The organism is Arenibacterium sp. CAU 1754, from assembly GCF_054482635.1.
The window spans coordinates 88,212-109,933 of record NZ_JBTLRG010000006.1; the positions used below are offsets into that span (position 1 = coordinate 88,212).

General features: G+C 59.3%; 20 protein-coding genes. 14 read left to right on the plus strand and 6 right to left on the minus strand.

From position 1 onward, the window contains the following. The first annotated feature begins 24 nt into the window (after positions 1–24). From ACXYMO_RS18485 to ACXYMO_RS18525, 9 genes are all read left to right on the plus strand, one after another. Positions 25–342 (plus strand): DUF3326 domain-containing protein, encoded by a 318-nt coding sequence (locus ACXYMO_RS18485; protein WP_458880229.1) that lies wholly within the window; start codon positions 25–27, stop codon positions 340–342. Between the two features lie 72 nt (positions 343–414). Continuing rightward, positions 415–1,797: an MFS transporter gene (locus ACXYMO_RS18490; protein WP_458880230.1), complete on the plus strand. Its 1,383-nt coding sequence runs from the start codon at positions 415–417 to the stop codon at positions 1,795–1,797. A 590-nt stretch (positions 1,798–2,387) separates the two neighbouring features. Beyond that, positions 2,388–4,361: an acetate--CoA ligase gene (acs, locus tag ACXYMO_RS18495; RefSeq protein WP_458880231.1), complete on the plus strand. Its 1,974-nt coding sequence runs from the start codon at positions 2,388–2,390 to the stop codon at positions 4,359–4,361. Beyond that, positions 4,361–5,047, plus strand: coding sequence for an adenylate kinase (locus ACXYMO_RS18500; protein WP_458880232.1), 687 nt, complete (start codon positions 4,361–4,363; stop codon positions 5,045–5,047). Before acs ends, ACXYMO_RS18500 begins: the two co-directional genes overlap by 1 nt. Before the next feature lie 61 nt (positions 5,048–5,108). Beyond that, the gene (locus ACXYMO_RS18505; RefSeq protein WP_458880233.1) at positions 5,109–5,372 is read left to right on the plus strand and encodes a DUF4212 domain-containing protein; all 264 of its coding nucleotides are present in this window, start codon (positions 5,109–5,111) and stop codon (positions 5,370–5,372) included. A gap of 5 nt (positions 5,373–5,377) precedes the next feature. Then, entirely contained in the window at positions 5,378–7,165 is a 1,788-nt protein-coding gene (locus ACXYMO_RS18510) for a sodium:solute symporter family protein (RefSeq protein WP_458880234.1), read from the plus strand. A gap of 103 nt (positions 7,166–7,268) precedes the next feature. Next, positions 7,269–9,089, plus strand: coding sequence for a DUF294 nucleotidyltransferase-like domain-containing protein (locus tag ACXYMO_RS18515; protein WP_458880235.1), 1,821 nt, complete (start codon positions 7,269–7,271; stop codon positions 9,087–9,089). 3 nt (positions 9,090–9,092) lie between these two features. Further along, on the plus strand, positions 9,093–9,611 hold the full coding sequence (locus ACXYMO_RS18520; protein WP_458880236.1) for a hypothetical protein: 519 nt from the start codon (positions 9,093–9,095) through the stop codon (positions 9,609–9,611). A gap of 1 nt (position 9,612) precedes the next feature. Then, positions 9,613–11,037, plus strand: a complete 1,425-nt coding sequence (locus ACXYMO_RS18525; protein ID WP_458880237.1) for a 3'-5' exonuclease — start codon at positions 9,613–9,615, stop codon at positions 11,035–11,037. Between the two features lie 279 nt (positions 11,038–11,316). Here ACXYMO_RS18525 and ACXYMO_RS18530 read toward each other — a convergent pair whose 3' ends face one another. From ACXYMO_RS18530 to ACXYMO_RS18540, 3 genes are read right to left on the minus strand one after another with little or no spacing between them, the layout of a single operon-like run. After that, the gene (locus ACXYMO_RS18530; protein WP_458880238.1) at positions 11,317–11,922 is read right to left on the minus strand and encodes a TetR/AcrR family transcriptional regulator; all 606 of its coding nucleotides are present in this window, start codon (positions 11,920–11,922) and stop codon (positions 11,317–11,319) included. Positions 11,923–11,961: 39 nt separating this feature from the next. Continuing rightward, the gene (locus ACXYMO_RS18535) at positions 11,962–12,762 is read right to left on the minus strand and encodes a DUF2145 domain-containing protein (RefSeq protein WP_458880239.1); all 801 of its coding nucleotides are present in this window, start codon (positions 12,760–12,762) and stop codon (positions 11,962–11,964) included. Between the two features lie 18 nt (positions 12,763–12,780). Next, positions 12,781–13,110, minus strand: coding sequence for a hypothetical protein (locus ACXYMO_RS18540; protein ID WP_458880240.1), 330 nt, complete (start codon positions 13,108–13,110; stop codon positions 12,781–12,783). Between the two features lie 357 nt (positions 13,111–13,467). Here ACXYMO_RS18540 and ACXYMO_RS18545 point away from each other — a divergent pair, with 357 nt between their 5' ends. Genes ACXYMO_RS18545 through ACXYMO_RS18560 form a run of 4 tightly spaced genes read left to right on the plus strand, consistent with a single transcriptional unit; the run spans position 13,468 to position 17,370 of the window. Next, positions 13,468–14,784 carry a flavin-containing monooxygenase gene (locus tag ACXYMO_RS18545; protein WP_458880241.1) on the plus strand — a complete coding sequence of 439 codons (1,317 nt, stop codon included), beginning with the start codon at positions 13,468–13,470 and terminating at the stop codon, positions 14,782–14,784. Continuing rightward, complete coding sequence (locus ACXYMO_RS18550; protein ID WP_458880242.1) at positions 14,781–15,677, plus strand: bile acid:sodium symporter family protein; 897 nt, start codon at positions 14,781–14,783, stop codon at positions 15,675–15,677. The genes ACXYMO_RS18545 and ACXYMO_RS18550 overlap by 4 nt, the downstream gene beginning before the upstream one ends. Beyond that, complete coding sequence (locus ACXYMO_RS18555; protein WP_458880243.1) at positions 15,674–16,603, plus strand: SDR family oxidoreductase; 930 nt, start codon at positions 15,674–15,676, stop codon at positions 16,601–16,603. The genes ACXYMO_RS18550 and ACXYMO_RS18555 overlap by 4 nt, the downstream gene beginning before the upstream one ends. Then, complete coding sequence (locus tag ACXYMO_RS18560; protein ID WP_458880244.1) at positions 16,600–17,370, plus strand: SDR family NAD(P)-dependent oxidoreductase; 771 nt, start codon at positions 16,600–16,602, stop codon at positions 17,368–17,370. Before ACXYMO_RS18555 ends, ACXYMO_RS18560 begins: the two co-directional genes overlap by 4 nt. Before the next feature lie 127 nt (positions 17,371–17,497). Here ACXYMO_RS18560 and ACXYMO_RS18565 read toward each other — a convergent pair whose 3' ends face one another. Both ACXYMO_RS18565 and ACXYMO_RS18570 read right to left on the minus strand, forming a co-directional pair. Further along, positions 17,498–18,274 (minus strand): carbon-nitrogen hydrolase family protein, encoded by a 777-nt coding sequence (locus ACXYMO_RS18565; RefSeq protein ID WP_458880245.1) that lies wholly within the window; start codon positions 18,272–18,274, stop codon positions 17,498–17,500. Between the two features lie 9 nt (positions 18,275–18,283). Further along, positions 18,284–19,447, minus strand: coding sequence for a M24 family metallopeptidase (locus ACXYMO_RS18570; protein ID WP_458880246.1), 1,164 nt, complete (start codon positions 19,445–19,447; stop codon positions 18,284–18,286). A gap of 409 nt (positions 19,448–19,856) precedes the next feature. On the opposite strand from ACXYMO_RS18570, the gene ACXYMO_RS18575 reads away from it, so the two are divergent. Beyond that, complete coding sequence (locus tag ACXYMO_RS18575) at positions 19,857–20,630, plus strand: lysophospholipid acyltransferase family protein (RefSeq protein WP_458880247.1); 774 nt, start codon at positions 19,857–19,859, stop codon at positions 20,628–20,630. A 167-nt stretch (positions 20,631–20,797) separates the two neighbouring features. Here the strand turns inward: ACXYMO_RS18575 and ACXYMO_RS18580 are convergent, their stop codons facing one another. Next, positions 20,798–21,655, minus strand: a complete 858-nt coding sequence (locus ACXYMO_RS18580) for a helix-hairpin-helix domain-containing protein (RefSeq protein WP_458880248.1) — start codon at positions 21,653–21,655, stop codon at positions 20,798–20,800. Positions 21,656–21,722 lie beyond the last annotated feature (67 nt).

Sequence of the window (21,722 nt, forward strand, 5' to 3'; positions counted from 1 at the left end):
CGATCTTCCGCACGCCTGATTCACTTGAAGCAGCAGCCCGCCGTATTGCCTATGCTCTCGGACAAATGCGTGGGCTTGCCAACGCTTGCCGCGCTTAAGCAAGGCATACCTGTCATCGCCGTGCGCGAAAATGGTAACATCCTTGAAAATGATCTGACACAGCTACCTTGGGCACCCGGCCAGTTTTACCAGGTTCAAAATTACTGGGAAGCCGCAGGCGTATTGGCCGCGATGAAACAAGGGCTTGATCCTTGTTCTGCGCGCCAGCCTTTCGGGGGAACGAAATGGGACATCAATTCGGTTGGAGATGCAGCAAAAGAAAGCGAAAGGCTTGCAGAGTGACCGGTTCCGAGCGTTATCGGCGCATTACATTGCCTGTGATGTCGGCGCGCTCCTTCAGGCTGGGCTGAGAGCGTGCTCTGGCCTCCCAACGATGAACGCCAGCTACTGGGGCGGTTCTATTTGTCCGGCGTTCTTGGTTACGCTTTTTCGATCATTCTCCCTTTTCAGTTTGCCTATCTCTATCTGATGATGGAGCAACCCGAATGGGCGGTCGCTCCAATCCTCGTTTCAAGCGCGGTTGCCCTTGCCATGGAAATCCCGACGGGCATTCTTTCTGATCGCTGGAGCAGGAAGAAATCCACGATCGGCGGCTATGCCATGAGCGCCGTTTCGTGGATGTTCATCCCTTTCGCTGTATCGCTCAAAGGAGAGGCGCAGCTTGCAGCGGTGTGCATTTGTTTCGCGTTCGACGGGCTGGGGGCTGCGTTGGTCTCGGGCGCACAAGAGGCATGGGCCGTCGACAATGTAAGCTACAAGAACCGCAAAGATCTGATAGATGAGTATTTCACGCGGTCCTATTCGTTCGATTCACTTGGCAGCATTATCGCGGGCGGTTTTGCCACTCTCATCGTGGTTTCAACAACAGTTGATCGCCCCATGCTTGACCTGTTCTGGTATGTCACTGCCGCAGGCCAGATCGCTGCATTGGGCGTGATGGCGAGCGTTCCCGAATGGCGGGAACGGTCGGCAGATGAACGGCCGGGCCTGGCTTTCAAGGCGATATTTCAGCAACTGCGCAAAATCGCCCGGATGCGACCGTTCCTTTTGTTCTCAATGGTGCTGGTCGTGGCGTCGTTCGCGGATTCGATCACTGAAGATGCTTTTGTGATCTCGATGTTATCCAAGGGCCTTGATGCACGTATGCTTGCCCCGCTGGGCATCGTCGAAGATATCATAGGCCTTGCCATCCCGCTTTTCGCGGTCACACTGGTGCGCAGGGTGGGGGTGCAGGCGTATCTTTCGACGTTCCTCATAGTTCCGGCCTTCGCCGTGGCGATCCTGTTCTTTGATCCCAGCCTTTGGGCCGTCGTCGCATTGTGCCTCGTGCTGGATATCTGTGCCGTCCTCTGGGATCCCGTGGCCGAGGCATATTTTCACAAAATCATCGGATCCGGGCAGCGCGCAACCCTCAGTTCGGCCGTCAATCAAATCGGCGGGCTGGCCGAGTTGGCCGGCATCGGCATTTTCGCCGTGTTGCTGGTTCAGCACAGTGAGGCGTTGAAAGACGCGGCACCCGACCTTCTCGATGCCTTCTCGGGGCAGGCCCAGCCGCTGCGCGAGGTGCCTTCCGGAATATTGGGCCTTTCAGTGCCCGATCTTGCGATTGTCGGTTTCGTATTTGCCGGATTGCTGGCCATTCCGTTTCTGCGGGCCTCGATACAGCGTGCCTCTCGTGACGCGGTCGATACCGAAAGGGCCCATCCCAAACTCCGGCTGTGGACGCGACGTCGATAAGGCTGATCGTGTTTGTCTGACCAAGAGAAAACGTTACGAACCGCTCGTTGTGATTTCTTCTGAATGTCGCCGGACGGGATAGCGCAGTCCGATCGATCCATGAAACAAAACTGCCTGCCGCCAGCGCCGATTTATGGTGATTTGTTAAGTGAGGGTTTGTGGCTAAGGGAACCCACAGCCAGTGGTAATCTGTCTTAGGGTAAAGCGGTATTCAGGGAGTCGTGCCCTGTGTGTGATCAGGGAACAGAAGGGACACGATTCGGGGAGGAAAGGGCAATTTCCGGCCCGATTGACAATTTGCCGCAACGCTCAAGCAGCCTTAAGTCGGGCCTGTATGTATACATTTGCATACTGTTAGCGCCAACTCCGAGGCGGGCCCAAAAGGCTACCTAAAGGTAAATATTACAGAATCTCGTAAATTGAAAAAATATTTACAAACACCTTCTGGATTGCGAAAAAAATTTACACAAAATATCATTCATTCCAACAGAAAAGCCAGATTCTTTACAATTCAGGGTATGTCTCTATCAACAGGCGTCGTCCGTTCTCGATTGCAGGGGCGAATTAGGCGCAGACCGAGGAGGATACCCATGACACAGCAAGATCTGCCGAGTCCGACCAATCCGTCAGGCGCCACTGTCCCGCCCAGAAAACCCCATGTCACTGCGCGCGACTACGCGCAGATGTATCAGGCATCTGTTGATGATGCTGACGCCTTTTGGGGGAAAGAGGGTAAGCGGGTCGACTGGATCAAACCCTTCGCAAAGGTCAAGAACACATCCTTTGAACCCGGCAATATCGACATCCGCTGGTTCGAGGATGGCACGCTGAACGTCTCTGCCAATTGCATCGACCGTCACCTTGAGGCGCGCGGCGACCAGACCGCGATAATCTGGGAGCCGGACGATCCGAACAAGGAAGCCGCACAGTACATCACCTACAGGGATTTGCATCGCTCAGTGAGCAAGATGGCCAACGTCCTCAAGGAACTGGGCGTGGAAAAAGGCGACCGGGTCGTGATCTACCTGCCGATGATCCCCGAGGCCGCCTATGCCATGCTGGCCTGTGCGCGGATCGGGGCCATCCACTCTATCGTTTTCGCCGGTTTCTCCCCGGACGCCCTGGGGGCGCGGATCAACGGCTGCGACGCAAAGGTCGTCATCACCGCGGATCACGCCCCCAGAGGCGGACGAGAGACACCGTTGAAATCCAACACGGACACGGCCTTGCTGCATTGCAGGGACAATGTGAAATGTCTGGTGGTCAAGCGCACCGGTGGTCAGACCACCTGGACCGAAAGGGATTATGACTGCACCGCGATGATGGCCGAGGCTTCGGCCGATTGTGCGCCGCAGGAAATGAGCGCCGAAGACCCGCTGTTCATCCTCTACACCTCCGGGTCAACAGGTCAGCCCAAGGGCGTGGTGCACACATCCGGAGGCTATCTGGTCTATGCCTCGATGACCCATGAGATCGTGTTCGATTACCACGAAGGCGATGTGTTCTGGTGCACCGCCGATGTCGGCTGGGTGACCGGGCATAGCTATATCGTCTATGGCCCGCTCGCCAATGGCGCGACCACCATCATGTTCGAGGGCGTGCCGACCTATCCGGATACGGGCCGGTTCTGGGAGGTTTGCGCCAAGCACAAGGTCAATCAATTCTACACCGCCCCCACCGCCATTCGCGCCTTGATGGGCGCGGGCAAAGAGTGGGTGGAAAAGCACGATTTGTCCGACCTGCGTCTGCTGGGATCGGTCGGTGAGCCGATCAATCCCGAGGCATGGAACTGGTACAACGAGGTCGTCGGCAAGGGAAAATGCCCCATCGTGGATACCTTCTGGCAGACCGAAACGGGGGGTCACATGCTGACACCGCTGCCCGGTGCCTCGACACTCAAGCCCGGCGCCGCACAGCAACCTTTCTTTGGCGTGCAACCTGTTGTGCTGGATCCGCAGAGCGGTGAGATTATCGAAGGCAACGGCGTCGAAGGTGTGCTGTGCATGAAGGACAGCTGGCCAGGCCAGATGCGCACCGTCTGGGGCGATCACGAACGCTTTGAGAAGACTTACTTCGGTGACTACAAGGGCTATTATTTCTCGGGCGACGGATGCCGCCGGGATGAGGATGGAGACTACTGGATCACGGGCCGTGTGGATGACGTGATCAACGTTTCGGGTCACCGGATGGGCACCGCTGAAGTGGAAAGTGCACTGGTCGCGCATGCCAAGGTCGCCGAGGCAGCCGTGGTCGGGTATCCGCATGACGTCAAAGGCCAGGGCATCTATGCCTACGTCACCCTGATGAACGGCCAAGAGCCGTCCGACGCGTTGCGCAAAGAGCTTGAAACGTGGGTCCGGACCGAAATCGGCCCGATTGCCAAGCCGGATCTGATCCAGTGGGCGCCGGGTCTGCCAAAGACCCGTTCGGGCAAGATCATGCGGCGCATCCTGCGCAAGATTGCCGAAGATGATTTTGGGGCCCTTGGCGATACATCGACGCTTGCCGATCCCTCGGTTGTCGACGACCTTATTGCCAACCGCATGAATCGGCAGGACGCATGATGGACGGTACGATGACACCCACCGCGGCAGCTGTTCTGATCCTGCTTGGCCCTCCCGGGGCAGGCAAGGGAACGCAGGCGCGGATGCTGGAGGAAGTCCACGGTCTTGTTCAGCTATCAACAGGTGATCTGCTGCGCGCGGCTGTCGGCGCGGGCACACCGGCCGGCAAGAAGGCCAAGGCCGTGATGGAAGCTGGTGATCTGGTCAGTGATGACATCGTCATTGCCATTCTGCGCGACCGCCTGGCCGAGTCTGACTGCGCCCGGGGTGTGATCCTGGACGGGTTTCCGCGCACGGCCGTTCAGGCCGAGGCGCTGGATGCGCTGCTGGCCGATACCGGGCAGCGCATCAATGCCGCTATCAGCCTTGAGGTGGAAGACGCCGCGATGGTGGACCGCATTTCGGGCCGCTTTACATGCGGCGGCTGTGGTGAGGGTTATCACGACACTTTCAAACCAACTGCCAGTGCAGGCACCTGCGATCACTGCGCAAGCACCGACATGAAACGGCGCGCGGATGACAACGCCGAGACGGTGGCGCAGCGGCTTGAGGCTTATCACGCCCAGACCGCGCCCCTGATTGCGTACTACCGGAACAAAGGGGCGCTTTCCCGCGTCCCCGCAATGGGGGCGATCGACGAGATTGCCGCCACACTGAACAGCGTTGTGTCAAAGGCCACTGCATAACGCCCTAAAAGGTCGAGACCCTGTGCGGGTCTCGGACTAACTCATGGAGGAGGGACCAAACATGTCTCAACAAGACGAAACCAACAACGCCTATTGGAGTGCCAATGTGCGTCTTATCCTGATCAGCCTCGTTATCTGGGCGCTGGTCTCTTTCGGGTTCGGGATCATCCTGCGCCCGCTTTTGTCCGGCATCGCTGTGGGCGGCACAGACCTTGGGTTCTGGTTCGCGCAGCAAGGGTCGATCATCGTCTTTCTGGCGCTGATTTTCTTTTACGCCTGGCGGATGAACAAGCTCGACCGTGAACACGGCGTGGACGAGGAATAATAGAAATGGATCAGTTTACACTTAACCTGCTGTTCGTGGGCGCGTCTTTTGCGCTCTACATCGGCATCGCGATCTGGGCCCGCGCTGGGTCCACGTCCGAATTCTATGCCGCTGGTCGCGGCGTACATCCCGTGACCAACGGCATGGCCACGGCGGCGGACTGGATGTCCGCGGCCTCGTTCATCTCGATGGCCGGCCTCATCGCCTTTACCGGCTATGACAACTCGTCCTTCCTGATGGGGTGGACAGGCGGCTACGTGCTTCTTGCCCTTCTGCTGGCGCCTTACCTGCGCAAGTTCGGCAAGTTCACCGTGTCCGAGTTCATCGGCGACCGGTTCTATTCCAAGACCGCGCGCATGGTGGCCGTGATCTGCCTGCTGGTGGCCTCCATCACCTATGTGATCGGTCAGATGCAGGGTGTGGGCATTGCTTTTGGGCGCTTCCTTGAAATCGACGCGACACTCGGTCTGCTGATCGGCGCCTGTGTGGTCTTCGCCTACGCCGTTTTCGGTGGCATGAAGGGCGTGACCTATACCCAAGTGGCGCAGTACTGCGTGCTGATCACCGCCTACACGATCCCGGCGATCTTCATCTCGCTGCAACTGACAGGCAACCCGATCCCGGCTTTGGGTCTTTTCGGCGAGCATACAGCGTCTGGTGAGCCGCTTTTGGCAAAGCTTGACCAGATCGTGCGCGACCTTGGTTTTGCCGAGTACACGGCGGCCCACGGCTCGACCATCAACATGGTGCTCTTTACCCTGTCGCTGATGATCGGTACGGCGGGTCTGCCCCACGTGATCATGCGCTTCTTTACCGTGCCCAAGGTGTCTGACGCCCGCTGGTCCGCCGGTTGGACGCTTATTTTCATCGCGCTGCTCTATCTCACCGCGCCTGCGGTCGGTGCCATGGCGCGACTGAATATCTCTGAACTGATGTGGCCCAATGGCACGGATGGTGCAGCGGTAAGCGTTGAGCAGATCGAAAACGATCCCGAGTACGCCTGGATGGCGACATGGCAGAAAACCGGTCTTCTTGGATGGGAAGACAAGAACGGCGATGGCATGATCCAGTACTACAACGATGCCAATGCCGACTTGCAGGCCAAGGCCGCAGCCAACGGTTGGCAGGGCAATGAGCTCACCAACTTCAACCGCGACATCCTCGTGCTGGCCAACCCCGAAATCGCGAGCCTTCCGGGCTGGGTGATCGGTCTGGTAGCTGCGGGTGGCCTTGCGGCGGCCCTGTCGACGGCGGCGGGTCTGTTGCTGGCGATCTCTTCGGCGGTGTCGCACGATCTGCTCAAGGGTCAGCTGACCCCGAACATGTCGGAAAAGTCCGAGCTGATGGCGGCGCGCATCTCGATGGCGGCGGCGATTGTGGTTGCGGTTCTGCTGGGTCTCAACCCGCCGGGATTTGCGGCGCAGACCGTGGCTCTGGCCTTTGGTCTGGCGGCGGCCTCGATCTTCCCTGCGCTGATGATGGGCATCTTCTCGACCCGCATCAACAACGTAGGCGCGGTTGCAGGTATGCTGGCCGGTCTGGTGGTCACGCTGCTCTATATCTTCCTGCACAAGGGGTGGTTCTTTATTCCTGACACCAACTCCTTCACCGATGCCAATCCGTTGCTGGGTCCGATCAAGTCGACCTCCTTCGGTGCGGTCGGTGCATTGGTCAACTTCGTGGTGGCCTATGTGGTCACTGGCATGACCAAGGAAACCCCGCAGGAGATCAAGGACCTCGTGCAGAGCGTGCGCATCCCTCGTGGTGCCGCTGGCGCTGTCGAAGGTCACTAAGATACACAAGGCACCGCCGCATGATGTGCGGCGGTGCTTTGATTTAAGATTCAGTCCTGTCCGCGCCATTGTGGGCGGGACACCTCATTAAAAGGCCCGAAATATGCCCCTTCCGGTCCCTTTGACCCAGTTTCTCGCATCCGTGCATCCTTATGATAGCCTGACGGACGCCGAACTTTCGGCGCTGGCCGAGGTTTGTGAAGCCCAGGATTTTTCCGACGGGGACACGGTTTTTACCGTCGGGGATGAGGCAACAAGCCTTTACATCATCGCAAAGGGCGAAGTGGAGATCACCGACGAGACCGGCGTTCAACTGTCGATCCTCGGTCCGCGCAACTCCTTTGGCGAACGCGCTTTGCTGCGCGAGGAAAAGGCCAGCCGATCAGCCCGCGTATCGGCAAATGCCAGCTTGATCGTAATGCCCGGGGCGACGCTCTTTGCCTTGATCAAGGCGCAGCCGACGGTCGCCAGGTTCTTTGATCGCCGCCGCCCGCCGCGGTCGGACCGCAAAGACCTTGCAACGATGCCGGTCGAACAACTGATGACCCGTGATCCCGTCACCTGCACGCCCGATACGCCCATTCGTGAGGCGGCGGCACAGATGCACGCGGCACATATTTCTTCCATCTGCCTGACGGACGAGGGTGGTTTTCGGGGTATCGTGACCGTGCGCGACATGAACGGTCGCGTTGTGGCGGCCGGCGTCGATCCCGCTGGTCCGGTCTCGGACATCATGACAGCCGATCCGCTGACCCTGGGCCCCAGGGCACTGGTGACAGATGTGCTGCACCTGATGATGGAGCGCGGCATCGGCCATATTCCGATTGTGCAAGGCGACGCGCTTCTTGGCATCGTCACGCAAACCGATCTGACGCGCGCGCAGGCGTTGTCCTCGGCCGATCTTGTGGGCCGGGTGGCAAAGGCGAACGATGCCACCGCGATGGCCCGCGTGACGGCGGAAATTCCCCAGCTTCTGGTGCAACTGGTCGAGGCCGGAAACCGGCACGAGGTCATCACGCGGCTGATCACCGACATCGCGGATACGGCCACCCGCCGGCTTTTGGCGCTGGCCGAGCATGAACTTGGCGCACCGCCGGTGCCCTACCTCTGGCTGGCCTGCGGCTCGCAAGGCCGGCAGGAGCAGACAGGGGTATCCGATCAGGATAATTGTCTGATCCTGGCGGATCAGGTGTCTGAGGCGGACATGCCTTACTTTGCCGCCCTCGCCAAATACGTGAGCGACGGGCTTGACACCTGCGGCTATTTCTTTTGCCCTGGCGATATGATGGCGACCAATCCGCGCTGGTGTCAGCCTCTCTTGGTGTGGCGGTCTTACTTTGATGGCTGGATCGCGAAACCGAACCCCGAGGCACAGATGCTGGCTTCGGTCATGTTCGATCTGCGCCCAATTGGTGGCGATATGCGCCTGTTCGAGGACCTTCAGGACAGCACCGTTGAGCAGGCCTCGAAGAACTCGATCTTCACGGCGCACATGATTTCAAACTCCCTGAAACACCAGCCACCGTTGGGGTTGCTGCGCGGGTTGGCCACGATCCGGTCAGGCGAGCATCGCAACCAGCTTGATCTCAAGCACAATGGCGTGGTCCCGGTCGTCGATCTGGGGCGCATCTACATGCTGCAGGGGCGGCTGAAGCCAGTGAACACCCGCGCGCGGCTGGAGGCGGCAATAGACGCGGGGGCCGTGTCGAAAACTGGTGGGGCAGACCTGCTTGACGCCTATGATCTGATCGCGGACACCCGTCTGGAACATCAGGCGGCGCAGGTCAAATCCGGTGAGAAACCGGGAAATTATCTTGACCCGTCGCAGCTCTCGGATTTTGAACGCAGCCATCTGCGGGATGCCTTTGTGGTGGTCAAGACGATGCAATCGGCTGTGGGTTCAGGCAAAGGTGCGTTAGGGTAGGGCATGTTTATCGAACTCATTGCCACCATTTTTGCCGGGATCGCCTGTGCGGGCGTTGCCATGCTGCTGAATTTCACGACGGGCCGCCGCCTGCCCAAATGGGTGATGCCCGTCGCGGCGGGCGCGGGTATGATCGGCATGACCATCTCGAACGAATACACTTGGTTCGCGCGAACGGCTGAGCGTCTTCCCGAGGGGGTTGAGATCGCGACAACCGTACAAGAGCAAAGCTGGCTGCGCCCATGGACCCAAATCTGGCCCTACACCAAACGCTTTGCAGCAGTAGACACCGCCACTGCACGCACCAACGCGAACCTGCCCGATCAACGGATGGCGGATATCTATTTCTTTGGCCGCTGGTCGCCAGTCAATCAGGCACCGATGCTTTTTGACTGCGCGTCCGGGCGCTCCGCTCTTTTGATCGACGGGGCCGAGTTCGCGGATGATGGCAGTGTGGCCAATGCCGACTGGCAGAGAATGCCAGAGGCGGATCCGATCTTGAAACTGGTGTGCGAGACCTGAAATGTTCACCCGCCTGTCCCTGCGCTTTCGCATCTTCCTGTTTTTCTGCCTTCTGGCGGCAGGGGGCGCAGCGCTGGCGGCGGCGGCACTGGCCTTTGGCTGGTCACGCGCCGAGGAGGCTCTGCCAACCGCGCCATTCATCACGGCATTCGTCGCATTCGCCTTTCTCAACACGGGACTAGCAGTGGGAATTTGGCTGCTGTTTGACGAACATGTCGCAAAGCCCATCAACAAGCTGTCAACGGACCTGCGCCTGCGCGCCCACTCCGGGGTCGACGGTCCCGTCGATACCGAGGTCGCACGCTATCTCGGTGATCTTGCGCCTGCTGTCAGCGCCCTGTCCACCACGGTCACCTCGTCAATGATGGACACGGCAGCCGAAGTCGCCAAGGAAACAGAGCGTCTCAAGGTGCAACGCGAACGGCTGACGGCGTTGCTGACCGAGATTCCGATTGCAACAATCCTCCTCAACCCGGCACAGGAAATCGTTCTTTATGACGCTCAGGCGGCCGACGTTCTCTCGCACATCGCGCCACCCCGTTTGAAAGCGCCGCTTGCCGACTACTTTGACCTCGCGTCTTTCTCCGAGGCGATGGATCAGCTTTCTGAAACTGACGTGGAAGTGTCATTCAAACTGAAGGAACTGAATGGCGAGAAAAGCTTTGACGCCAGGCTGAAGGCGCTGGGCGATGACGGTCACATCATCTTTATCGACCCGCAAACCGTCAAAAGCCATTCTATCGAGGCCCGCGTCGAGGCCCGTCCGCTGATCTTCGATTTTGATCTGATGAATACCGCAGAAGCAAAGGAGATCAGCGATACGGCATTACGGGATCTTTGCTTTGTTCCGTTCGATACCGAGACAACAGGCCTGTCTGTCGAGAAAGACTCAATCGTTCAACTCGGCGCCGTCCGCGTGTTGAACGTCCGGATGATCAAGGGCGAGTTTATTAATAGCTTCGTGAACCCGGGTCGGCCAATCCCATCCGCATCCACCGCCATCCACGGCGTGTCCGATGCCGATGTTGCTGAAGCCCCCGATATTGCGACGGTCGGCCGTGCCTTTCATCACTTTGCCCGCGATGCCGTTCTGGTCGCGCATAATGCCCCGTTCGATATTGGACTTTTACGCAAGTTCGAGCCTGAAATCGGTGTCGAGTGGAACCACCCGGTTCTTGATACGGTCCTCATGTCTGCTGTCATCTTTGGCACCACCGAACAGCATTCTCTGGATGCCCTTTGCGAACGCCTGTCGATCTCGATACCTGCGCACCTGCGCCACACGGCATTTGGCGATGCCAAAGCAACCGGAGAAGCCCTGGTGAAGCTGTTGCCACTGTTGGAGGGCAAGGGCGTTCACACATTCGGCCAATTGATCGAGGAAACCCGAAAACACGGTCGTTTGCTCCGCGATCTGAACACCTAGCGACTGTTCCGCACGATTTTTACGTTTGAGAATTTATTGAAACGCACGTTGTCGGGGGCAATCCTGCCGTGTGTTTGCCGTTCCCTGACATTCGAACGCTGAATCAAGCCGGGATTTGTTGCCTGCTGCTCTTCGACTAAAACGAGATCAGAGATGTCGAAACGGAAAACCCATTTGTCCGGGTTCTAGGCAGGCTAAATCCTTCGGCGTATCCCTCACCGGTTGTGCCGGGGGTAACAGGTGCCGCGAGGGTTTGTGATCTGAAAAAGAAAACAGTTTTCAATCAGCCGAGAAAGCGCTGAACCCCGCGTTCACCAAATCGCTAATGTAGCTTCGCGCTTGCGCCGGATCGATTGCGACAATGCTGGGACGACAGGCAAGAGAAACCAAACCATGTACCGAAGCCCATAACTGCAGAAAGAATTGACGGTGTTGTTCCGATTTGGGGTTCGCATCCCCGGCTCTGATCAACATTTCCAAGAGGCCAAGCTGGAAGTCCTGGACTTTCTTCTCGAGCGGGAAATTCGATTTGTACTCAAACAGCAGCCACCACCGTTGAGGCTCGGCAACTGCAAAATCAAAATACGCTTCGCCCAAAGCGACAATTCTTGATCGTTTGCCATCCGCGGGCAGTTCAACCGCGCTGTGCAAAACCTCTGAGAGCATCGCCGCAGATTCTGCGATGACGGCACGTACAACCCCGTCGAGATCGCCAAAGGCATTGTAGAGCGACCCGACAGACACATCGATCTCTCCAGCAAGACGCCGTGCGCTGAGAGCCTCGATCCCTTCTTCGAAGATGATGCTCTCAGCAACTGGTATTGCCCGTTCACGGATATCTGCGAGGTTTTTCTCGCGCCTTGAAAGGCGTTTTTCTTTGATCATGCGCCTGTAATTGAGACAACTTTGGGCGCATGTCAAATCTTAGAAGCCAACAACCTGGCCCGGGGTTATCCGATAGATTCTCGACGCCAGTTTGTTCGCGCTCATAAAGCGTGAGATGGAGCCGAATGTTGCTGTCGCGACCTTGGGGCCATGGTCTTGGGTGGTCAACGCTTTTGAGGAAGCAGAAGCCAGGACCCGCTTCATGCCACCAAGTTGAATTTCTTGAGGCTGGAAATAGGCCGCGATGTTTGCTTTGATCTGGGGCTTGCTCCTGGTGCCATAAATGCTTGCCATGATCACATCAAGTGTGTGCTCGGTGCAGTTCTGAAACTGGCTGGTGTTCGGATTGGAAAGCACCGAATAGCGCGGATTATGCAAGGTAGAATAAGTCGGGCTGGCGATCACCTTCAGCAGCTTTTTCTGCAACCTTGCATCGGGGATTATGACGCCCACATCCAGTCTGTGCGCGCCTGCCATGAAATCTGCGGGCGTGTCCTGAACCAGATTGCTCTGGGATTTATCGTTGGACAGTTGGTACAGGTTATAGACTTGATACCCGCGTCCGGTGCTGCCGTCCGCGCGCTTGATGTTTGAGAAGACCCAAAAACTGACGTGGGTGTACCGAACACCGCGAGGAAGCACGGAGGGGTCGCGCCCCATCCGGGCAACGATTGCAACATTGGCGCCTCGCGCGGCAAGGTCTTTCTGGACGCGGTTGGCGAATGCAGCAACATCAGCATGCGGCAGTTTGGAATTGCCAGCTTCGCTGCTGCCCGCCGTCGCGAAAGACGGCAGTATGGTTAAAAAAGTTACGAATATGAGAGAAAGCAAACGTGTCATAATAAATTCCTTAATCGATCAACGAAGGACCGGAGGGCCATTCGGCGTCACGGTGGGGGCCGCGACTGGTTCCTCTGTCCCCGCACGGTAAAGGTCGGTTCCAAGGTCAACGACACCGTTGCCGACCTCTTCGAGCGCAGCGCCGGAAATTGCGATGGTCGATCCGAGCACCATAATGGGGACCGAAGTGACTGTTGCGATGCCGCTGGCGACGGCTGCCGAGCCGTGGCTGACGGCCTGGCCGCTGTGGTTGGCAGCTTGTGCCGAGTGTCGATCGCTTGGCCCTGCAAAGGACGGGGCGGCAGCGAGGGTGAGTATCAGTGCGGAAAGCGTTGAACGAATGATCATTGGGAGTCTCTCTATTTATGAACAATGTTCACAACTCCTATCGGGCAATATTACCCCCGTCAATAAAATTGTGAACTGCGTTCACGAAAATCGGAAACTTTGCAAACAAGCCGGCACATTCCGCTTGGGCACCGTTTCCGCTGTCAGCCCCTTTGCGCACGCCCGGTCGGGCGCGTCCCGCCGTACCCGTGCGGCAATGCCTTTTCCGCCGCGTCGGGAACACGGTATTCGGATGCAAGCGCTTGTTTTGACGGGGCCCATTTCCCAGTGGCTTCCCGGGGATGTACCGGCGTCATAAAAAGTCTGGCCTTAGTTTGAACATTTGTTCAATCTGATCGCCGACGAGGGGGGAACAGAATGAATGATGCGCGCGCGCGGCTCGCCCTGATTGGGGCGGGGCCGATGGGTTTAGCGACCGCAAAGTTGCTGATCGAACAGGGGATCGAATTCCAGGGGTTCGAATTGAACTCCGGCGTCGGCGGCTTGTGGGATTTCGATGGCCCGCGGTCGACCATGTATGAAACCGCGCATCTCATCTCGTCCAAGACGATGACCGAATTCACGGATTTCCCGATGCACGAAGAGGTGGCCGAATACCCGTCCCACCGGGAGATGAAGCGGTATTTTGAGGAGTTCGCCCAGAAGTTCGACCTTGCCCGGCACTACCGGTTTGGCGCCGAAGTCCTGTCCTGCACGCCATTGGGCGGACCGGGTGACGGCTGGCGTGTCACTTGGCGCGACGGGGAGGGCGAACACGACGACGAGTTTTCCGGCCTGCTCATCGCGAACGGGACGCTCAGCACGCCAAACATGCCTGAATTCAGGGGCGAGTTCAGCGGAGAGTTGATCCACTCGTCGCAGTACCGGCACGCCAGCCAGTTCGATGGCAAGCGGGTGCTCATCATCGGCGCGGGCAACTCGGGCTGCGACATCGCGGTGGATGCGATCCATCACGGGGTCTCCTGCGATCTCTCCATGCGGCGCGGGTATTACTTTGTGCCGAAGTATGTCTTTGGAAAACCCGCCGACACGATCGGCGGAGCGATCAAACTGCCCATGGCGATCAAGCGGATCGTGGATGGTACGATCCTGAAATGGTTTGTGGGCAATCCGCAGAAATATGGTTTTCCAAAGCCGGACTACAGGCTCTACGAAAGCCATCCTATCGTGAACTCGCTGGTGCTTTACCACGCCGGGCACGGAGACCTCAAAGTCCGCGCCGATATCGACCGGTTTGACGGCAACACCGTGCATTTCAAGGACGGCAGCAGCGCGGATTACGACATGATCCTTGCCGCCACGGGGTACAAGCTGGACTACCCGTTCATCGACAACGCGCACCTCAACTGGCAGGGAGACGCGCCGCACCTTTACCTCAACTGCATGCACCCGGAACGCGATGATCTCTTTGTGCTGGGCATGGTCGAGGCCTCGGGGCTTGGCTGGCAGGGGCGCCACGAACAGGCCGAGATGGTCGTGCGCTACATCAAGGGGCTGAGGGCCGGAACGAGCGAGGCGCGCGCCTTGCAGTCGACCAAGGCGCAGGGCTTTGAGCGGGCGACGGGCGGCATGACCTATATCGACCTGCCGCGCATGGCCTATTACGTGGACAAGGCAACCTACCGCAAAGCAGTGACACAGTGGATCGGCAAGCTGGCAGGTGACCCGTCATGATCGACGAGGCCGTGGTCGATTTCTCCGCCGGCGCGCTGACCTTGCTCAACGTCATTCTCGCCGTGGTCATGTTTTCGATTGCCATCGATCTGAAACCGCAGGATTTCAGAGTCCTGGCGAAAGCCCCCAAGCCGTTGATCATCGGCCTGCTGTCGCAATTCCTGTTGCTGCCCGTCCTGACCTATCTGCTTGTCGTTGTGACACAACCGCGGGCCTCGGTCGCGCTTGGGCTTATCTTGGTGGCCGCCTGCCCCGGCGGCAACATTTCCAACTTCATCACGCACCGTGCAGGCGGAAACGCGGCGCTCTCGGTATCGATGACTGCCCTTGCCACAGTCGGGGCCATCGTGCTGACACCGCTCAACATCGCCTTCTGGGGCAACCTTTACGAACCCTCCGCCAGGATATTGCGCGCCACGGCCATCGACCCGGTCAGTATCGCGATTACGGTTGGTCTGATGTTGATCCTGCCGCTTGTTCTGGGCGTAACCCTGAACACCAGACGCCCCAGCGTAACGGCAAAGTTGCGCGGGCCGTTGCAATGGGTGTCCATGGCGATTTTCGTGGGCTTTGTCGTTCTGGCGCTTTCGGCCAACTGGGACCTGTTTCTTGCCTTTGCGGGCAGCATTGCGGGGCTGGTGATCGTGCACAACGCACTTGGTTTGACCGGGGGCTACGCATTGGCAACCCTTGCGCGGCTGTCCCCCTTTGACCGCAGGGCCGTGACGATCGAGACGGGCATCCAGAACTCGGGACTCGGCCTTGTCCTGATCTTCGGCTTCTTCGGGGGGCTGGGCGGCATGGCAATCGTCGCCGCGTTCTGGGGCATCTGGCACGCCATTTCCGGGCTGGCCCTGGCAAGCATCATGGGCCGCACCGAGGCCGCGCGATGACACGTATCCTCATCACCGGCGGCGCGGGCATGGTCGGGCGCGCCCTGTCCGAGGCCTTGCCGGCCGACGACACCGTGGTCACGGACCTCGCCCGGTCGGACCGGCCTGGGCATCTGCACTTTCGGCGCATGGATGTGACGGGTACCGATCCCGACACCGTCATCGGCGAAAAACAGCCCGAGGTCGTCGTCCATCTCGCCTCGATCGTGACCCCGCCGCCCGGCATGACCCGAGAGCAGGCTTTTGCGGTGGACGTCACCGGCACGCACAATGTGCTGAAGGCTTGCGTGGCGCATGGGGTCAGGCGCCTTGTCGTCACCAGCTCCGGTGCCGCCTACGGCTATCACGCCGACAACCCCGTGCCGCTGACCGAGGACGCGCCCTGCCGTGGCAACCCGGAATTCGCCTATGCTGATCACAAGCGGCAGGTCGAGGAAATGCTGGCGGCGGCACGGCGGGACCACCCGGATCTCGAGCAGGTCGTCTTGCGCGTCGGGACGGTCCTCGGAGCTGGAACCGACAACCAGATTACTGCCCTTTTCCGCCGCAAGCGGCTGCTTGCGATAAAGAACTGCGACAGCCCGTTCGTTTTCATCTGGACCCGCGACCTTGCCCGCATTGTCCAACGTGCTGCGACCGACGGCCCGACGGGTATTTACAACGTGGCCGGAGATGGGTGGCTGTCTGTCGATGACCTTGCCAAAGAAATGTCCAAGCCTGTGCTGCGCCTCCCTGCATGGGGATTGAAGGCGGCGCTGGCGGTGGCGCGACCGCTTGGGCTGTCACGATACGGGCCGGAACAGGTCCGGTTTCTGCAATACCGCCCCGTGCTGGCGAATGACCGGCTCAAGGGCGTGTTCGGCTATACACCTGAATTGACCTCGGCCGAGGTGTTCGATCTGTGGCGGCGCGAGGCCGGGCTATGAAGACGGCTGTCATATCCGGCGGAAACGGTGGGTTGGGCCGGGCGCTGGCCACAGAGTTGCAGGGCGCGGGCTGGCACTGCGTGCTGATGGACGTCAATATTGCGGGGCTGGTGGCGTCGGACAACTGCACGCCCGTGGCCGTGGACCTGACGGATGGCGAGGCCTTGGACAGGGCGGCATCGCAGATCATCGCCGCGCGGCCCTCGATCGACATGGTGATCTACAATGCGGGCGTTTCGCAGATCGGCCCGTTCGCAGAGGCCGACGACGCAGGCCATCGAAGGGTCTTCGAGATCAACTATTTCGCGGCGGTCGCCATGGCGCGGGCCTTTCTTCACCCCATTCGCGAAAGCGGCGGCACGCATCTGGCCATCTCTTCGGTTGCCGGTTTCGCGCCGCTGCATGGCCGGACCGCCTATGCCGCGTCGAAACACGCGTTGCAGGGCTTTTTTTCCTCCCTCCGTTCCGAGGAAGCGCCCTTTGCCGTGCGCTGCGTGATCGCGGCGCCTAGCTTTGTCGCCACGAATATCGGCAACGCCGAACGTACCGAGGACGGTATCCAGCGTCCCGGGTCCGCGACGGATGGGGTCGACTACATGACACCAGAAGCGGGGGCCAAGGTGATCCTGCGCGGCGTTGAGAAAGGGCAGGATTTCATTCCGGTGGGCCGCGTGGCGCGGCTCGCGTCCCTGATAATGCGCGCCTCGCCCGGCTTGTACCAACGCTTGATGCGGCGCAACATCCGGGCGGAGAAATCGGAAAAGTAGCCACATCTCGACCGAAGGCCTGTTTACATGTGCGGAGGGCGCGACGGAGACCTTACGAACACCTGCACATCGTCGACGCGACACGCAATAGTGACGACCTTGGGGCTTTGGGACCTGCCCGGCCTTTTCAGAACCCGAGCTCTAGACGATCAACAAGATACGGAAGACGCGCTTGCGCGTCGGCGACCCGCGCTTTGTCGAGGTCCGCAAACAGAAGTTCGGGATCGCCGCTGGCGCGCGCGAGTTCGACCCCATCTGGCGCGGCGATGACGCTTTCGCCCAGAAACGTCATTCCTCGCTCTGTGCCGGCGCTGTTGGCATAGGCCAGGAACACCCCGTTCTCATAAGCACGTGTAGGGATCATCGTCCGCGCGACCCAGGCCCATTCAGCCCCCAGGGCGGTCGGAACCAGCGCCAACTCAGCGCCTTGCGCTGCCGCATGCCGCACCGTTTCCGGAAATTCAGCATCATAGCAGATCAGTGTCGCAATCTTCAGGCCGCGGTATTCAAAAACCTGGCACCCACGCCCTGGCGTAAAATGACCGCGCTCGAACCCCGGCGGAATAGCGAGCTTTCGCTGATGGCATAACACGGCACCCTGCGGAGAAACGCACAAAGCCGCGTTGAAAAGCCGCCCGCCGTCGCGTTCCGCGAAACCGTAGTGGATTGCGACGCCGAACTCCCTTGCTATCCCAACCACCGCCTCAAAAGTCTGACCATCGGCAGGCTCGGCGCGGTTCTCGACAGCGTCGCCGATATGATAGCCGCAGGCGAAAAGTTCGGGCAGCAATACGAGATCGGCTTTTTGTCGGGCTATGCCGGGTAAAACCTCGCTCAGCCACGCCAGCCGTTCGACAGGTGTTTCCAAATGCGCGGGCGCTTGAGCAACGCAGAGACGGAACATTCCGGTGGCCTATCTCTCAGTCACGAGCAACTGGCGCGGATACTCGGTCAGGTAGTCACACCCCGTCTCTGTCACGACGATACTGTCGCCGATGCGACCTGCCGTCACGCCGTCGATCGAGATGCCACCGTCAACGGCGAATGTCATGCCCGGTTCCAGAATCGTGGTGTCCCCCGCCTTCAGTTCCGGGGCCTCGAGGTAGGCCACTCCAATTGACCGGCCTGTGCGGTAGCCCGTCTCGTATCCTCTCTCTGCATAGACCGCGTTCGCTGCCGCCGCGACCTCCTGCGCCTGAACACCGGGTCGAATGGCCGCGATGGCCGCTTGCTGCGCATCGATGGCCGCCTGCTGAACCTGTGCGGCCTCGTCAGTGACCGCGCCAATATGGAACATGCGGTCAAAACCCAGCTTGTATTGCTGGAACTGGGCCATGTTGCAAAAACAGAAATAGACCGGATCGAACCGTTCGTAGGCTTTTACGGACGCACGACGGTGGACCATCGACGCATCGCGACCACTTTGCAGGATCTGCAGATTGTGGATCATCGGCGATACGAACCGTTCCCACCCCTTGTCCGTCAGAAATCCGGCCGCGGCGCGGGTCCCCGCATTGATCACCGCAAGCGCGCTTTCGTATTCCCGGGCGCCTTCTTCGAGGGAGTCGTGCGCAGCCTTCATCATCGCGCCTGCGATGGCGCCCGCCTGTTTCATCACGCTGATTTCCAGCGGCGATTTGATCATGCGCATGGCGCCAAGGACTGGACCGATGTCCTTTTGCTCTGCTTGCGGGAACCGCTCATCAAGGAAATTGCGGACGATTGCCGGAACCTCGCTGCGTTCGATCCAAAGCTCCCGCACGGCGTCCGGCAGTGCTTCGGCGAGCGCCCGCCCCCAGCTTCGTTGCCCGGCGTCCTCCCATGTGCGCACGTCTTCGACCCAAGTCATTTCGGCGACCATCTCGCTTTCCATCAGGGGCGTGATGACAATCGGCGGAGCGTCCGCAGGGACGACAAGCATCGTTGGGCGGCCGAATTCGATCCCAAGATAGCCCCAGAACCCCGCGAGATAGGCAATGGAGCTTTCTGACGTGAACACCGCGTGGCTAATCCCAAGATCGTTAAGGTGGGATTGCAGCGTCTGGGTGCGGAACTGCGCTTCGGCGATCGTCGTCATGTGGCATCCTTTGGCTGCAAGGCATCAAGCCCATTCAACATAACCGACCAAGGTCTTTGTTAAAGCTTGATTTCCGACCAAGGAAGACCATTCGCGGCAGGTTCAAGCAGTGTTTTTGTGCTCAATCTGTAACGGCACATGAGCATTGAAAAATAGGATTCCGACCAGACAAACAGAGGCAAACTCGACCCCAAGCCCAACTCGGCAGGACTGACGGACACTATCGAGCACTTACCAAGTCGTAGAGGTTTTCATTGATTTTATGTCGTGTTTGGCCCACATAGGCGCGTTCGCACTGGCTGCGTACGAAACATACAACACATGCCATGACGCCAATCTGCCGAGGCAGACCCCATCGGCTTTCATGCCCCAAAGGCCCCAGTGAGGCCATGACAATTGACCGGAGCCCATGGCAGATAAACCAACCTCACCTGACGCCGCAACATTGGTAATTGACCCTTTTCCCGTCAGGCTGGTCAAGCGTACGGCGTTGGTTCTGCTGGGGCCTTTCTACTTTCTTTTCATCGCGTTTGTGCCGCTGTTATGCGCCAAACGGCGAGGGTTTGGCGGCTGGTACTGGCGACTTGTCAAACGGGCGTGCTCGCGGCTCTTGAGGTTGCTGAGCATTCGGGTGGAGATTTCGAATGCAGACAAGCGGACCCTGAGCGAGGACACGGGCAGCATCATCGTGATCAACCACCGCAGCCATCTGGACGGGTTCGCGTTGATGGATGTTGTGCCCGACCAGAAATGGATAACCTTCGCCGCGAAAAAAGAGCTTTGCGATGCCCCGTTGCTGCGCACGGGGTTCAAGGGAGCGGGTCTGGTCGAGATTGACCGAAAAAGCGGCAAGGTGGCGATGGCGACGCTCAGCGAGGCGGTGCGAAATATGCCTGAACGACGGTCCGTGGTGCTGTTCCCCGAAGGGACAAGAGCGAAAACGCAAACTCTGGGTGAGTTCAAGGCAGGGGCGGTGGTGGTGGCGCGTGAGACCGGCCGGACCATCCGCCCGATTGTCATTCACGATTCCGACCTCCTGCTTTCCAGGGGCAGGTTTGTTCCCAAAAGTGGCACCATCCGGATCGAAGTCCTGGCGCCATTTACGCCCGATCCAAACGCATCGGTAGCTGACGATGTCGCGCGTCTGCGGGCGTCCATGATGATGGTTCTTGGCGGCGCGTGAAGCGCGTTTGACAGTCGAAGGAGGGCTGTGAGCGGCCCAAGGCAAACGTCCGTCGCCCTGTTCTGATGCAGCGGTGGGACCCGTCGAGCCTGACTTGCGCTGGACGAGTGAAAGTTGGCCTCAGCTGAATCCACACAGTGTTTACCGACCGACCATCGAAAGGAAACCTAAGTATCTGCAAGGTAATATTTTCGACACTCAACCTCCCGCCCGCGGACAACCCGTTTGCCCTCCAGGGGTCCGCGCGTCTCGGTCACCACGGTGCGTTGGTGTTCCGGCCCGCCGGACCGACCGAAATAGATAACGACCCAATCGTCTGTCCGGCCAAGTTCGTGCGCCAGAGCCGTGTTTGAAAAGAGCGTGGCGAAGGACCAATCGTCACGATCCAGATGCATGATCGGCAGCCAGGCCTCTCCGGTCGGATTGAAACGCCGTGGGGCAATGCGCTGCAGATTGCCCTCTCGCGCCCTCTGACGATAGAGCCCATCGACTTCCAGCAAGAGGTCAACCGGGGGTTCTTCGTGATCGTCTGGCCCGCGTCGGCGCCGCCGCGCAAGCATGGATGCGAGCGAGGCGCGGATCGACGCTGCCCGCCTTGGGCCAATACCGGGAACTGTTTCCAAGCGGCCATCATGCGCCGCGATTTCCAGCGCCTCGAACGTATCGACATGCAACGCGTCGTGGATGGCCCGCGCGGTGCGGGCGCCGACGCCCGGCACCGCCTGAAACAGGTTCTCAGGCTCGGTTTCTCCGCGCAATCTTTCAAGTTGGATCCAGCGCCCCGTCGCGCTCATTTCATCGATCGCGCGGGCCAGGCGTTCTCCGATGTTGGGGAGCGCGACCAATCCTTTGAAGCCCTCCCGCTCCAGGATCGCCGCCGGTTCTTCGTCAAGTTGCCGGATCGTATCGGCCGCCAACCTGTAGGCGCGCACGCGAAAATGTTCGGCCCCCTGTGTTTCCAACAGATCGGCGGCTTCAACAAGGCGGTCGGCGATCTGTTCCTGCGAAAGAAGCCCATCTGTCATCTCTTATCCTTTCGTCATTCGCACGTCGGGACGTGCGGGTCTTGTGTCTCTCTCCCACAGTAGTCCC